Raw genomic sequence first — 14,339 nt, 5'->3', positions numbered from 1 at the left:
CAAGACAACAAAAATAAGTGAATTATTAATTTATGGACGATATCCGCTCCTTTAATATAAACAATTTTAATACCGATTACAAGCCGGCCGTGCTGGCGGCGGAGCTGATAGAGGCCGGCGCCGTGGATCTTAACGATCTTTTCATATGGCCGGTGGGCGGCGGGCAGCGCAACTTTTCGAAAGACATCCTATCTATCGACTGGTATGCACCGGTATCGGGATATAAAGATTTTGTATGTATAAAAAGCAGCCGGGAAGGCCTGTACGACATGTTGCCGGAGGGGCTCTTCCATCCCTCCGTGCCCTATGCCTCTACCCGCAGTACGGAAGAGATCATAGACCAGATCCGCATCCATAAAGAACAGGAAAAATCTGCCCGCCTGTTTTTCCTGCCCCTGGAAGCGGAGATCAACCAGTTCCGCATTCTCATTGAACTGCACGAGAATAAAATTGATAAGAAAAACATCTATAACGACCTGGTGGAGATCTTCCGCCCCGGGTGGGAGATCTTTGAGCTGCTGGATGCCCAGCAGGCCAATATTTTCCTGCACATGATCCCCTTCCTGCACCAGACCAAGGGAGACCTGGAGCGCCTGCAAAACCTGGCCACCCTGCTGCTGCAGGTACCGGTGCATATTGCCCTGGTCCCCGCACCACAGGCCACCCTGGCAGATGGCGCCAGTATCCTGGGGGAAGCCGGCCTGGGGGTAGACCTGGTGACCAGCCCCACCTTCAACGAGGGCGATGACATGGTGCACATCCGCATAGGCCCCCTCCCCGCGGCCAGGGCCCTTACCTTTTACGATGGCACCCGTGCCGATAAAATAATCCGCACCCTGGTAGGCTACTTTGTGCCGGCAGATGTGGATGTGTCCGTAAGTGTGGAAATATTACCCGAAGAGCGGAATTTATGCCTGGGCCCGGCAGTATTGGGGTTTGATGCTTACCTGGCGTAGCAACGCGGGGAGGTCATTTCCCGCCTTCTTCAAAGGGAGGCCTGCTCCCCTATTTAAATAATTCCGTAGCCTGCTTATACATGGACAGAAAATTGGCTTTCTCTTCCGCACTCACCTTGTAGGTGGCATCTCCCATCACCCAATCCCGGAAATAAGCCGTCACCAGGTGGTCTGGTGTATCCACTTCCATCTTGGCAATGAGGCGTGCATACCCGCCAATGAAGATACCGCGGGACGACACCCGGTTCAACAAAAAGTCCACGCTGTTTTCCCAGCTATAAAAAGCCAGGAACAGGCGCACCTTCCCTGTCTTTGCTTCTTCCTTCTCCACCACCCCGGCCAGCATGTCATCAAAAATAGAAGACCAGCGGGCGCCATCCGCCTGGGCACCGGCATAATTGTTATTAATGCCCCTGGTGCCGTTTGCACTTTCATTCCTGAAAATGATATACACGGAACGTTTGATTTCGCGGGGTGCGTCCTGCCCGGCCAGGTAAGAGATCACGTCTTCCATGGGTACGGAAGTCTGTTCATATTCGAGCACAGGAAGCTCCGGGTATGCATTCATCGGGATAAAATAATTTAGGCACATGCGGCCATGCCGGTCATGTCAATGGTTTAGATGGAATAGTATGCCGCTAATATAGTGTTTTAACTTTTGACAAAGCGATAAAATTCACTAGCTTGGTCCTTCACTTTGTTTATACCTGCTATGATCAGACAAATCTGCTGTGGGGCCGCACTGCTACTGGGCCTGGGCTCCGTACATGCGCAATCCCTGTATATGCCGCGCAACATCAAACAAGCCTACGATAAAGGCACCCGCTCCCTGGATGGAAAGCCTGGTGCGCATTATTGGCAAAACCATGGCCGCTACGATATCCAGATCACTTCGGCCCCGCCCAGCCAGATGATCAACGGCCGGGAAACCATCATGTACCGCAACAACAGCAAGGACACGCTGAAATGGCTGGCCATCCGCCTCATCGATAATATCCATAAGCCGCAGGCCTCCCGCGCCAACTACGTGAGCGCAGATTTCCTCTCCAGCGGCATGCAGGTAGACACTGCAAAGGTGAACGGCCAGCCCGTGGAGTTCAATAACAACGTGGGCACCGTGTCCCAATTGCGCCTGCCCCAGGCCCTGCTGCCCGGCGATTCTGTGAACCTGTATTTCTCCTGGCGCCAGGAACTCTCCAAGGAAAGCGGGCGCGAAGGCATGATCGCGGAGCATACCCAGTACCTCGCGTATTTCTACCCACGCGTGGCCGTGTATGATGATTACAATGGCTGGGACGTGGTAGAACATACGGACCGTACCGAGTTCTATAACGACTTTAATGACTACCGTGTAGCCGTTACCGTACCTAAAGACTTTATTGTGTGGGGCACCGGTACGCTGCAGAATATGAACGAGGTGCTGCAACCCGCCACTGCGGAGCGTTTGCGCCAGTCGTTCATTACCAATGATGTGCTGCACATTGCCTCCGCAAAAGACCTGGCAGATAAGACCGTCACGGCGCCCAACAGCCAGAACACCTGGATATGGACGGCGGAGCATATTACGGATGTAGCGATGGGCATCAGCAACGAATACCTGTGGGATGCTTCCAGCGCTGTGGTAGACAGCAGCACTATGCGCCGTGCCAGTATGCAGGCGGCTTATAACCCTGCATCGGAAGACTTTACAAGATCAGTAGCCAACGGCCAATACGCCCTCACGTGGTTTTCCCACCACTGGCCGGGCGTGGCATATCCTTTCCCGAAGATGACCGCCTTTCAGGGCTTTGCCGATATGGAATACCCGATGATGTGCAATGACAGCCACGTGGATAACGCCCGCTTCGCGGAACTGGTGCAGGACCATGAAATGGCCCACACCTGGTTCCCTTTCTACATGGGCATCAATGAAACCCGTTATGCTTTCATGGATGAGGGCTGGGCCACCACTTTTGAATACCTCATTGGCATTGCGGAAACAGACCAGGCAAAGGCGGACAACTTTTACCGGGCCTTCCGCGTGAACCGCTACATCAATGATAAATCCACGGAAGAAGACATGCCCATCATCTCCATGTCTAACCAGGTAAGCGGCATGGGCTACGGCAGCAATGCGTATGGCAAGCCTTCCATGGCCTATCTTTCCTTAAAGGACCTGCTGGGCGATGACCTGTTCCGCAAAGGCCTGCACACGTACATGGACCGCTGGCACGGCAAGCACCCCATTCCCTGGGACTTCTTCTACAGCTTCAATGATGCCACGGGCCAGGATCTCAACTGGTTCTGGAACGCCTGGTTCTTCAGCTATCACTACATTGACCTGGCCATCGGGAATGTGAAGACCGGCAACCGGGATACCCGCATCACCATCAACAATGTAGGCGGCTTCCCCATCCCGTTTGACGTAGTGGTTACTAACGCAGACGGGAGCACGAAAAAGTACCACCAGACGCCGGCTGTATGGAAGGCGAACGGTAAGCAGGCCACGATCACAGTACCTGCCGCCAATGCCCAAAGCGTAAAACTGGATAACGGCATTTTCATGGACGCTACCCCGGCGGATAACAGCCGGAGCGCCCGGTAAACCTATTGCGCCACTCCCTTTACGGCGGCCATCCACCTGCGGATGGCCGCTTTTTTATTACCTTCACGCCCTATGTACGAAGCACTTCGCCAATATATCAATGACTACGCCCAAACCACGCTGGACGATGCCACATTTGGCCAGGTGCAGCAGGCCTTCCAGTTCAAGAAACTGCGGCGGCGCCAATACCTGCTGCAGGAAGGTGAAGTATGCCGCTACCTGGCATTTGTGCTCAAAGGCGCCCTGCGCATGTACAGCGTGGATGAAAAAGGCAACGAGCACATTGTAGCCCTGGCCGTGGAGAACTGGTGGATAGAAGACCGGGAAAGCTTTTACATGCTTACACCCTCCCGCTTTAATATTGATGCGGTGGAAGATGCAGAAGTGCTCCTGCTCACCAACGCCCACCTGCAATTGCTGATGGACAGCGTGCCCGCCATTGGAAAAATGCAGCGAACCATGGACCTGCGCAATGCCATTGCCACCCAGCGCCGCCTGCACGCCACCCTTACTTACACGGCAGAGCAGCGCTACCAGGAGTTCCTCCAGCAGTGCCCCACTGCTTTCCAGCGCTTCCCCCTCCGCATGATCGCCTCCTACCTGGGCATTTCTCCAGAAACCCTCAGCCGCATCCGCAACAAAAATTGACCTGGATCAAGACTTTTTCTTGTGCTGCGTCATTGGAACGTGGGTGGTTTCCGGTGCATCTTTGCATTACAAAAAAGGAGAACATGCACATGAGAAAAAATATTGCCAGCAGCAACAGCGGTATCCAGGCCAGTGTAGGTAAATTCCTGGTAAACCGCCTTATTCCCAACCACTATGTGGACGGTGTAGGCCCGTTCGTGTTCCTGGATCGCTTGTATCCTTATACGCAAAAGCCCGGCACGGCTAAAAAGCCTAACGGCGACTTTGCCCACCCCCACCGTGGCATTGCTACTTTCAGCTATGTTTTCAGCGGGGAACTGGAACACTACGACAGCCGCGGCCATCACGACGTTGTAGCTGCAGGCGGCGCCCAGTGGATGAAAGCCGGTAACGGGATTGTGCACGATGAACAGGTGAGCGCCCACCTGCAGGAAACCGGCGGCACTCTGCACAGCCTCCAGTTCTGGATCAACCTGCCCGCTGCTAATAAAAAAGAAACGCCCGCCTACCGCGGCCTGCAGCCGGATGAAGTACCGGAAGTGGACTTGCCGGGCCTTGCAGGCAGCCTGCGGGTGCTCATCGGCGAGTATGAAGGCAAATCCTCTCCTATCGAGATGTACAGCGGCCAGTTTAACTACCATGTAAAACTGCAACCCGGCGCCAGCACTACCATTGCCATCAAGGCCGGCTGGGAATCTGCCGCCTTTGTGCCCACCCGGGAAGTGCTGATCAATGGCGAAGCCTTCAACAACAGTGAGCTCATTTCCTTCAACGATGAAGGCACGGAGATCACCCTGGAAAACCGCGGCACGGAAGTGGCAGACATCCTGCTCTTCGGGGGTGAGCGCTACGAAGAGCCCATCTTTGCAGAAGGCCCGTTCGTGATGAACAGCCGCCAGGAAATTGCTCAGGCGTATGCGGATTTCTTTAACCAGAAATATGGGGAAATAGTGTACTAGTTTTAGTAAAATACCTTTCAACGGGAAGGGGCTGCCTCAAACATAGGAGACAGCTCCTTTTTGTTTGGGTACCTTTTTCGTTTGAGCAATTCTCAGGGCCTTCATTTTTGTTATGAGATCTTCCTTTTTTCCTTTTTGTAAATCCCGGTGTTAATCCCGCGCACCCATCTGCGAGATGATCTTATTCACTTCCACCTCTGTGGCGCGCAGCTTTCCCTGGCAGAAGGCGATCAGTTCCGACGCACGTTTTACTTTCTCCGCCAGTACGTCTACTGACACGGTTTCGTCTTCAATTTCTGCGGCGATGGCTTGCAGTTCTGCGTAGGCGGCTTCGTATGTTAAGGATGGTTCCATGTTTACGCTTCTTTTTTTGTTACGGTTGTTTTGTTCATGATAGTAGCATCCAGGCGGGCGCTGGCCAGTACTACCTGGATGGTGTCTCCCGGTTGCAGCTGATCCGCAGTCGCTACTACGCGGCCGTTATATTGCAGCATGGCAAAGCCCCTGCGCAGGATGGCTTCCGGCGATACCAGTTGTACTACGGATTCAAAATGCGCCAGTTCCGACTTGCGGTGCCGGAGGTAGCCCGTACTCCAGTAGGATAAATTATTGCGGATACTATTTAATGCCAGTGACCGTTGGGCCAGCACCAGGGCCGGCCGGGCCGCCAGGCGGGCGCCCATGCCCAGGATGGCGGACCGGCGGTGGAAGAGCAATTCACGTATATTCGTTACCGTTAGGTCGCGGTATTGCTGCAGGGCACTTTGCTGCTGGTGCAGGAAGTTCTTGCTATCACGCAGCAGCTTGTGCTGCAGGGTAAAAAGCGACTGCTGCTGTGCGGCAAACAGTTGTTGCGTTTTGATGAGGATATTTTGTTGCAGGGAAAGTAGCTGCGTTTCAAAGGCGCGGTTGTGCGCGATCATAAAAGCGGCGGCTTCCGTGGGTGTTTTGGTTTGCGTGTGGGCCATCAGGTCTGCAATGCTGGTATTGTGCTGGTGCCCGATGCCCGTGATGATGGGGATGGGAAAGCGGGCAATGGCCTGTCCTACCAGGTAGTTGTCAAACAACAGGAAATCTGTTTGTGCGCCCCCGCCACGAATGATGGCAATGGCATCGTAAGCAATGCCGGACCGGTAAATGTGGATCAGCGTATTGCGCAGGGCAAGTGCGTTGGCCTCACCCTGTACCTCCGTGTAATATTCATCCAGGGCAAAGCGGTAGCCCCAGGGATTATTGTCCAGTGTATGTTTAAAATCATTAAGACCGGCAGATGCCTTGGAAGAGATCACCGCCAGCTTTTGCAGCACGGGCGGCAGGGGCCGGCTTTTGTTGGGCGTGTGGTAGGTGTCGCCCACTTTACGGATGTCTTCATTTTCTGCCAGCAGCCTGGCCAGGGTTTGCTGGCGCTGCTTTTCAAGGAGGCCCAGGGTGTAGGAGGCTTCAATGTCATTGACCTGCAGCTGCAGGCCAAATTGCGGATGGTATTCTACAGACACATTTACCAGCACGTGGATATTGTTGGTAAACCGCTGCCCTGTGGCCGCCTCAAACGTTTCAATGGCGCGGCTGCCGGCGCCCCAGGCCCGGGCGGCAAACTTGGTAACAACGTGGTGGGAACCGTCTTCTTTTTCTACCAGCTCAAAATAATGATAGTTGGAAGCGGCCTTAAAAGTATGGCTGGTCACATCTGCGATCACCCAGAAGGAGGCGGCACCAAAAGCGCCCCGTATCACAGATTCCACGGCCTGCGCCAGTGCAGAGAGTCGGATAAAATTGTTGTTGGCCACCCCACAAAAGTACGGCATTCGCCCCGGAAATCCTTCCCGCATGCAGGAGCACCACAGCAGGTAAAATCAGGCAAAGACCGGTTAAAATCCAGATAGCAAAATTGCTGCTTCCTGGATAACTTCATGTTGTTCTGTTGGCTCCGTGCTGTATACGCAACCATTTCCATTTTAATCGCTACATATTTACCTCAACCAAACCCGTCACCTGCGCAAACGCAGCGTGGGTGAGCATTTCATGTCATCATTAAAACCAGCAACGTATGAAAAAAATACTACTAAGCTGCATCCTGCTGCTTACCGGTATGGCGGCACAGGCGGCCAAGACCGTCTTTATCCCCACGGAGTTCAGCACAGACCCGTACCTGTCCACCTGGTCGTATGCCCGCTCTTACCAGTCGGCCAATTTCGTAGTATTCTGGGGCAACGTGGTAGGCACTAATCCCGCCACGTATGCAGACCCTAACCTGGCCTTCAATCCCCAGGCCATTTGCGACACCCTGGAAAAGATCTATACCAGGTACATTGCAGACATCAAATTCTGCTCCGATGCCCCCACCAAGAACCTGGGCAAGTACAAGATCATCATTATCATGAACGACACCTGGGGCACGGGAGGGCCCTCTGGCTGGGCCTTTGGCGGCGCGTACGATAATACCATCGGCGCCATGTGGGTGCACCCTAACGCTACCCGCGATGGCGGCGTGATCAGCCATGAGCTTACCCACAGCCTGCAAGGCATGATCAGCATACAGGAAAATACCACGGGCGGCGGCTTCAACACCGACGCTACAGGCTTCTTCTGGGAATGCCACGCCAACTACATGCGCACACAGATGTACCCCCGCTTTGCCAGTGACGACCTGCCCCGCTGGCTGGGCACCAGCGCCTTTCACTGGAGCAGCACCCGTCATCACTACGACACGTTTAAGTTGCTGTTCTTAATACAGCAGCAGGACAGCATCGGGATGATCAATAATCTCTGGAAACTTTCTACCGCGGGTGAGCATCCCCTGGAAACCTACCGGCGCCTCAAAGGCTGGAACCAAAGCCAGCTCAATGATTTTGTGTACACCTACGCCGCGCACGAGGTTACGGAAGATTATACGGTCAATAACGTTGGCGCCATCATCCGCGCGGAGCGCGACCGCCTGAAGGCGCAGGAGCCGCATTATCTCTGGCGCCAGTATACATTACTGAGCCGCATTGATTCTGCCACAGGCCACTACGCGGTGCCCGATTATTCCGCACCCCAGGATTATGGTTACAACGTGATCCCTCTCTACCCCACCTGCAGCAGCAAAACGGTGACCATCAAGTTCCGGGGCCACACGGAGGTGAATAGCTATGCCGGCTGGCGCTATGGCTTTGTTACAGAGAAAGCCGATGGCACCATCAGCCGCTACAGCCCCACTTACTCCGCCAGCACGGGTGAAGTAAGCTTTACGATGAACAGTACGGAAAGCAGGATCTACTTCGTGGTGGCCGGTGCGCCCACCACACACACCAGCTATCCCTGGGAGCCGGGTTATCCCAAGGTGCGCCGCTTCCCGTATGAAGTGCGTATTGCCAATGCCCTCCCGGAAGGCTTTCAATCCACCTACCGCAGTGAGTACCGGGTAAACGGGCACGCGCATTCCAACGGTGGTGGATGGGTGGCCAATACCGCCACCGTGGCCGCTACCGCCTATGTAGGCCCTAAAGCCCTGGTGCTGGGCACTTCCAACATATCCGGCACGGCCCGCATTGATGGCAATGCCTGGGTAGAAAATGCCACCGTACAAAACACCGTGGTGATAAAGGACAATGCCAATGTGTGGGGCGGCACTTACAGCGGCAGTGAAACGATCGCTGAAAATGCCATCCTTAATCTTTGCACCATCACCGGCAATGGCAATTACAAAGGCAACTGCATGGAATGGGGCGTTACTTTTGGCAATAACCTCACCGTGGGCGGCGATGCGGAAATAGTAAGCTGCAGCACCGTGGGCACTTATCTCCAGGTGCCCCACCCCAACAATGGCCGCACCGACTGTGATGGTAAAGGCGCTTCCGATGCCTCTAACACGGACATCAATAGCAGTTACTCCAACTTCACTGCTTCCCAGATGGCCTGGATCACCACCCCCACGTGTACCACTTCACTCTTCGCGGAAGATGTAGTGACAGAAAAGGCCGTTGAAGGCCTGCAGGTCTATCCCAACCCCGCCAGCGGCACCTTTACCATTGCCCTCAAGGGCCTGGATGAAAACGCCCCCGGCGGCATTACCATCCGTATCTACGACATGAGCGGGAAAGGCATTTACCGCCAGCCGTGGAAAGGCGGCGCCAGCAAGAGCTTCAGCATCAGCAACCTTAAACTGAAGCCTGGTATTTACCTCATTAACGGCAGCGATAACAAGCACGCCTATACGCAAAAACTGGTAGTAACCCAGTAAATGCATGGACCTGGTTACTGATTACTCAAACCGCTTAGCGATCAGCCCCCGCGTTCACACGGGGGCTCTTTTGTTGCAGCAGATCATACGCATGGGCAGCCCGCTCCCCCCTGGCGCAGGCAACCAAATGCCCACGCATCCCTAAAACAGAAAGAGGCCGCATCACGATAGATGCAGCCTCTTTTTGCACTTGTTCTCTTTTAGCTAAAATTCCACGTTCATGAAATCATTTTGGTGATACCCGGCCAGGCACGTTGTACAATTTTATTGCCCATCCCACCACAGCCGGTCCGTCAGCTTCGCCGTTTGCTGCGGCTGTTTATTGTTGATGATCTCAGATTCGGGATACAACAGGCGGCGGGGTATTTCAGACAAAGCACCATCCACCTTGGTCAGTGCCGGGAAGCCGGTGCGGCGCCAGTCTGTCCAGGTTTCAGGGCTCAGGAAATTACCCACCGCTTTTTCTTCCATGATGCGTTGCAGTCCATTGGCAGCGGTAAGCGTACCACGCGTGCCCAGGTAAGCATTAATATTAGCCTGTGACACTCCCAGCTTCAGCATGTGCTGTGTAATGGCCTGCTGATACACCGGCTGAGCCGCGGCCGCGCCACTCTTGCGGAAAGTAGCTTCTGCCTTCAGGAAAATGGATTCAATATACGGTACGATGTAGTTATTGGCACCTACGCCTGCGTAGAAATCAGACGGATAAGAATACGCATTCAGGTCGCCAAGCGGGGTGCCAATTTTGCGGCCGGTATAAAGCCCGGTGGAAACGGCCTTCTTGGCCATGAACGGCAAGCGGGGGTCGTTCCTGGCTTTCAGGGAATCCACGAGGGTGGAGTTGAGCACAAACGTGCTTACCGCACCAAAGTTGAGGTACCAGCAGTTCTCAGAACCAGCCGCCCCCGCGTAGGGAAACTTCATGTCATCATCATCGCTGCTCATGCCTTTATCCAGCACGGCCAGCGCGGCATCTGCCTGGGTGGCGGCATTGTAGCCAGGTGCTTTTACCAGGTGCAGGTAGTAACGGGCTTTCAGCGTGTAAGCCAGGCGGGTCCACTTACCCATATCACCTCCATAAAAATAATCATCGCCGGCAGGTTTTTGTGCGTAGCCTTTGCCAATATCCGCAATACCCTCATCCAGCAGGGATTGCATGGTCTTGTAAATATCTTCCTGCGCATCGTAAGCCGGTGTCAGGTTGCTGATGCCGGCCAGGCCTTTGGAGTAGGGAATATCGCCCCACTGGTCGGTGGCCAGGCCCAGGGTGTAAGCGGTGAGGATCTTGGCAATGCCGGAATAATTGGTATTGCCATCCGTGGCGGCTTTGTCCGTCAGCTTCTTCAGGTTATTCAGGCACACGACGTAGGTGTAGTAAAAGTCGCCATCCATATCCACGTTGTACAACTGGTAGTTCCATACACCGGGGTTCAGCTGGTTAGGCGCAATGGTTTGCACGTATTCCTGGATAGCCCAGGCGCCGTTGCCTCCCATGCCACCGTACAGGTTATCAGAGATCGATTGCTCTACCGGTGCCAGGATGAGCGCCTCGTTCACATCGATCGGGTTGTTCGGATCCTTATTAACATCCAGGAACTTTTTGCAACCGCCACAAAGCAGTGCAGTAGCCAGGAATGTGAACATATATCTTTTCATGTCTTTCATTTTTAGAAGCCAAGTTTCACAGAGAAATTAACGGAACGGGTAGTGGGCGTGCCGAAGGAGTATATGCCCACGTTCCCATTGGCAGCGCCATAAGAAGATGCCTCCGGATCAGCCCCGGTAAAGTGTGGGCTGTAGATCCACAGGTTACGGCCGGTTACAGATACCACGGCAGATTTGAAGAAGGTATGCGGCAGCACTTTGGTCTTCAGGTCGTAGGAGAGCGTTACCGTACGCAGTTTCAGGTAGGTGCCATCCTGGATGGACGATTCATACTGGCGGCTCTGGTAGTAGGCCTGTGCATTCACGGCAACCTTGTTCACTTCGCCGGTGGTGGCATTCACGCCTTTCACTACCAGGGGATCACGGTTCTCCGTTACTTTGGCCGTGCCATAGAACATGCCCAGCGACTCTACATCGTTCTGTACATCGCCGCCTTTTTTGTAGTCAAAGAAGAAACCCAGGCTCAGTTGCTTGTAACGGAAGTTGTTGTTCAGGCCCGCCAGCCAGTCAGGGTTAGCGTTGCCCACAATACCCTGGTCAGGGTCTACTACCGGCATACCGTTATCATCTATCAGCAGCTGGCCTTTCGCATTGCGGGAGTAGCGGGCGCCGTAGAAGATGTTATAAGGCTGCCCTACGATCACGCGGCCCAGTTGCTTGGTATCGCCATACAGCTCCAGCACTTTGTTGCGGATGTGGGAAAAATTAAACGTAAAATCCCAGGAGAAATCTTTTGTACGCACTGGGTTCACATCCAGCAGCAGCTCTATGCCTTTGTTCTCAATACGCGCACTGTTCACGGTAGTGCCGCTGTAGCCGGTGGCATTGGAGATGGAAACACCGGGTATGAGACCATTCTTTGATTTACGGTCAAAGTAAGATCCCTCGAAGCCAATGCGGCCGTTGAAAAATTTCATTTCCAGGCCCGCTTCTGCTTCGTTCATGCGTTCGTTTTGCAGGTGCTCATTGCCCAGGGTGCTGCTGATAAGGAAGCCGCCCTGGCCCTGGTAGGGGTAAGCATAACCGTTGCGGTAAGCCAGTGTATAAGGTGTGAGCAGGGAGTAGGCGCCCACACCATCGTTACCCACAGATGCGTAAGAGAAACGCACCTTGCCAAAGTTCATCACCCGGCTTACTTCCTGTGAGAAGAATTTGGAGAAGATAAAGCCCGCGGCGGCAGAGCCGTAAGGATAGAAGGCCTTATCCGAGGCCAGCACGGAGCTGCCGTCATAACGGCCCGTGAGCGACAGTACCAGGAACTTATCATAGTCAAGGTTTGCCTGCGCATAGAAGCCCACCTTACGGGTCTGGTAATGCGCTTCCGTAGCGGTGATGGTGCCGGTGGCAGAAACGTTCTCAAAATCCTTCACATTCACGCCCACGCCGGTGATGTTGTGGTACTGCGTGTAGTTGGTCAGTACGTTGTTACCCAGCAGCAGGTCCACATCCAGCTTACCAAATTGTTTGTGGCCATCCACGATCAGGTCATGGTTAAACTGGCGGTAAACGTTTACCTGGTCTATGATCTTACCCGGCAGGCTGATGGCAGCACTGGGTGCTTCCAGGTATTTATCCTGCTCGGTGTACATATCCGCGCCCGCTCTTTCCGTTACCGTGAGCCAGGGCGTTGCCATATAATTTGCGGTGAACACCGGGATAAAGCGGTTCACCACGGAATTATTATTCTCATTCTCTACAGCCCACAGCGGCGCGTTGCGCGAGTTGCGGTACAGGCGCTGGCTGCCATCGGGGTTCAGGTAAGGATAAGGGTTCCAGGACACCGGCTGCACCAGCACTACGAACAGGGGGCCATTGCTCTGACCTTCCGGCAGGCGGTTCTGGTTAGTATTGCTATAAGCCACCTGCAAAGTGGTATTGATCTTACTGCCTATTTTGTTGCTGAACTTTGCGAACAGGGAGTTGCGCTTCAGTTCATTCTTTGGTACAATGCCGGTTTGATCCAGGTAAGAGTAGGAAAAGAAATAACTGGAGCTGCCCGTGCCTCCGCCTACGCTCACCGCGTTGTTATTGGTATGGCCGGTACGGAAAAAGTCGTACGGGTTATAGCGCGGGGCAGGCTTCCCGTTAATGGTAAGCGTGTCCATGCGCGGGCCCCAGGAAGTACTGGTCTTCTGGTCTGCCGCTTCCCCGTTCAGGAACTTGCCCTGGCTGCCCTGTGCCCAGCTGGTCTGGCGCTCAGGGAACAATCCTTTATCAATAGAATAATCAGATGAGACCGTGACCGTGGGACGCTTTTCAAGACTGCCGGCCTTCGTGGTGATCATCACCACGCCTTTGGCGCCGGAAGATCCATACAAGGCCGTGGCAGCGGCACCTTTCAGTACGTTGATGCTTTCAATGGTGTTAGGGTCGATGTCCACTACGCGGCTGCTACCGGCACCGGCGGCACCACCACTTACGGTGCTGGTCTCAGAGTTATCGATAGGTACACCATCCACTACGAAAAGCGCCTGGTTATCGCCTGTCACCGACATGTTGCCGCGTATCACGATGCGGGAAGATGCACCCGGCGTTCCGGAAGAACTGGTGATCTGCACACCGGATACTTTACCGGCCAATGCATTGATCACATTCGGTTCCTTCGCTTTCAACAGCTCCTCCCCTTTCACTTCCTGTGAGCTGAAGGTAAGATTGCGTTTCTCACGTTTAACGCCCAGGGCCGTTACCACCACTTCATTCAAACCGGTGGATGCCGTGGAAAGCTGCACTACCAGCGTATCTCCAGGCTTTGTAGCATTTACCAGCCGGGATTCAAAACCCATAGCCATTACCCGCAGGGGTGTACCTGCACCCACTTTAATATTGAAGATGCCTGCGCCATTACTCATGGCGGAATGTTCTCCACGGGCCGTGCTGATCACTGCGCCATCCACGGTGTTGCCGTTGTTATCAACGACCTTACCCACCACCGTAGTGGCAGGTTGTTGCGCATAGGCTGTTCCCAGTCCTGCTGAAAAGCAGCCGAGCAATACGGCACGCTGCAGCAGCCTGCGCACAGGCCCCTGGTAAAGGGTGTACTTGTTTGGTGCGACCATTTTCATAATATTTTTTACCGCTAATTAATTACAGGACAATACCTGGACCGGAGAACCGGTTATACGTATTTTAACGTTGTGAGACTACACAACTTCTTCCCCGCGTAAGCAGGAACATATCTTGTATTGGTGTACTGATTGGCATACCTTAAAATGATAACGTGGACATGCGACCGGTGAGCGTTGCCCGCGCCAGGAATACCACTACACGGGCATTTCCGGCGCAACGCTTATTCATTGGTTGATTAC

At 54.0% G+C, this 14,339-nt stretch carries 10 protein-coding genes; 5 read left to right on the top strand and 5 right to left on the bottom strand.

What is annotated here, in order from left to right:
* Positions 1-32: 32 nt before the first annotated feature.
* Positions 33-956, top strand: coding sequence for a type VI secretion system baseplate subunit TssG (locus DCC81_RS13935; RefSeq protein WP_108687228.1), 924 nt, complete (start codon positions 33-35; stop codon positions 954-956).
* A 49-nt stretch (positions 957-1,005) separates the two neighbouring features.
* Here the strand turns inward: DCC81_RS13935 and DCC81_RS13930 are convergent, their stop codons facing one another.
* Positions 1,006-1,524 (bottom strand): hypothetical protein, encoded by a 519-nt coding sequence (locus tag DCC81_RS13930; RefSeq protein WP_108687227.1) that lies wholly within the window; start codon positions 1,522-1,524, stop codon positions 1,006-1,008.
* Positions 1,525-1,668: 144 nt separating this feature from the next.
* On the opposite strand from DCC81_RS13930, the gene DCC81_RS13925 reads away from it, so the two are divergent.
* From DCC81_RS13925 to DCC81_RS13915, 3 genes are all read left to right on the top strand, one after another.
* Positions 1,669-3,540 (top strand): M1 family metallopeptidase, encoded by a 1,872-nt coding sequence (locus DCC81_RS13925; protein WP_205686332.1) that lies wholly within the window; start codon positions 1,669-1,671, stop codon positions 3,538-3,540.
* A gap of 72 nt (positions 3,541-3,612) precedes the next feature.
* Entirely contained in the window at positions 3,613-4,188 is a 576-nt protein-coding gene (locus DCC81_RS13920) for a Crp/Fnr family transcriptional regulator (RefSeq protein WP_108687226.1), read from the top strand.
* Positions 4,189-4,271: 83 nt separating this feature from the next.
* The gene (locus tag DCC81_RS13915) at positions 4,272-5,147 is read left to right on the top strand and encodes a pirin family protein (RefSeq protein ID WP_205686331.1); all 876 of its coding nucleotides are present in this window, start codon (positions 4,272-4,274) and stop codon (positions 5,145-5,147) included.
* A gap of 150 nt (positions 5,148-5,297) precedes the next feature.
* Here the strand turns inward: DCC81_RS13915 and xseB are convergent, their stop codons facing one another.
* On the bottom strand, positions 5,298-5,501 hold the full coding sequence (gene xseB / locus DCC81_RS13910; RefSeq protein WP_108687224.1) for an exodeoxyribonuclease VII small subunit: 204 nt from the start codon (positions 5,499-5,501) through the stop codon (positions 5,298-5,300).
* A 2-nt stretch (positions 5,502-5,503) separates the two neighbouring features.
* Positions 5,504-6,952 carry an exodeoxyribonuclease VII large subunit gene (gene xseA / locus DCC81_RS13905; RefSeq protein ID WP_108687223.1) on the bottom strand — a complete coding sequence of 483 codons (1,449 nt, stop codon included), beginning with the start codon at positions 6,950-6,952 and terminating at the stop codon, positions 5,504-5,506.
* Positions 6,953-7,194: 242 nt separating this feature from the next.
* Here xseA and DCC81_RS13900 point away from each other — a divergent pair, with 242 nt between their 5' ends.
* Positions 7,195-9,369 (top strand): DUF6055 domain-containing protein, encoded by a 2,175-nt coding sequence (locus DCC81_RS13900; RefSeq protein WP_108687222.1) that lies wholly within the window; start codon positions 7,195-7,197, stop codon positions 9,367-9,369.
* Between the two features lie 264 nt (positions 9,370-9,633).
* On the opposite strand, the gene DCC81_RS13895 is transcribed toward DCC81_RS13900, so the two are convergent.
* Both DCC81_RS13895 and DCC81_RS13890 read right to left on the bottom strand, forming a co-directional pair.
* Positions 9,634-11,025: a SusD/RagB family nutrient-binding outer membrane lipoprotein gene (locus DCC81_RS13895; protein ID WP_108688242.1), complete on the bottom strand. Its 1,392-nt coding sequence runs from the start codon at positions 11,023-11,025 to the stop codon at positions 9,634-9,636.
* 11 nt (positions 11,026-11,036) lie between these two features.
* A complete protein-coding gene (locus tag DCC81_RS13890; RefSeq protein WP_165806576.1) occupies positions 11,037-14,090 on the bottom strand; it encodes a SusC/RagA family TonB-linked outer membrane protein in 3,054 nt (1,017 codons plus the stop codon).
* Positions 14,091-14,339 lie beyond the last annotated feature (249 nt).

The sequence above is a fragment of the Chitinophaga parva genome (assembly GCF_003071345.1).
In the GTDB taxonomy this organism is placed as follows: Bacteria; Bacteroidota; Bacteroidia; order Chitinophagales; family Chitinophagaceae; genus Chitinophaga; species Chitinophaga parva.
The sequence above is the reverse complement of the archived record's forward strand: the minus strand, read 5'-3'. Positions and strand labels throughout refer to the sequence as shown.

What these genes read in the sequence shown, in the direction of transcription:
- DCC81_RS13915 (WP_205686331.1), top strand. Translation starts at nt 4,272, where the DNA reads ATGCACATGAGAAAAAATATTGCCAGCAGCAACAGCGGTATCCAGGCC.
- DCC81_RS13895 (WP_108688242.1), bottom strand. Translation starts at nt 11,025, where the DNA reads ATGAAAAGATATATGTTCACATTCCTGGCTACTGCACTGCTTTGTGGC.
- DCC81_RS13890 (WP_165806576.1), bottom strand. Translation starts at nt 14,090, where the DNA reads ATGGTCGCACCAAACAAGTACACCCTTTACCAGGGGCCTGTGCGCAGG.
- DCC81_RS13935 (WP_108687228.1), top strand. Translation starts at nt 33, where the DNA reads ATGGACGATATCCGCTCCTTTAATATAAACAATTTTAATACCGATTAC.
- DCC81_RS13930 (WP_108687227.1), bottom strand. Translation starts at nt 1,524, where the DNA reads ATGAATGCATACCCGGAGCTTCCTGTGCTCGAATATGAACAGACTTCC.
- DCC81_RS13920 (WP_108687226.1), top strand. Translation starts at nt 3,613, where the DNA reads ATGTACGAAGCACTTCGCCAATATATCAATGACTACGCCCAAACCACG.
- DCC81_RS13925 (WP_205686332.1), top strand. Translation starts at nt 1,669, where the DNA reads ATGATCAGACAAATCTGCTGTGGGGCCGCACTGCTACTGGGCCTGGGC.
- xseB (WP_108687224.1), bottom strand. Translation starts at nt 5,501, where the DNA reads ATGGAACCATCCTTAACATACGAAGCCGCCTACGCAGAACTGCAAGCC.
- xseA (WP_108687223.1), bottom strand. Translation starts at nt 6,952, where the DNA reads ATGCCGTACTTTTGTGGGGTGGCCAACAACAATTTTATCCGACTCTCT.
- DCC81_RS13900 (WP_108687222.1), top strand. Translation starts at nt 7,195, where the DNA reads ATGAAAAAAATACTACTAAGCTGCATCCTGCTGCTTACCGGTATGGCG.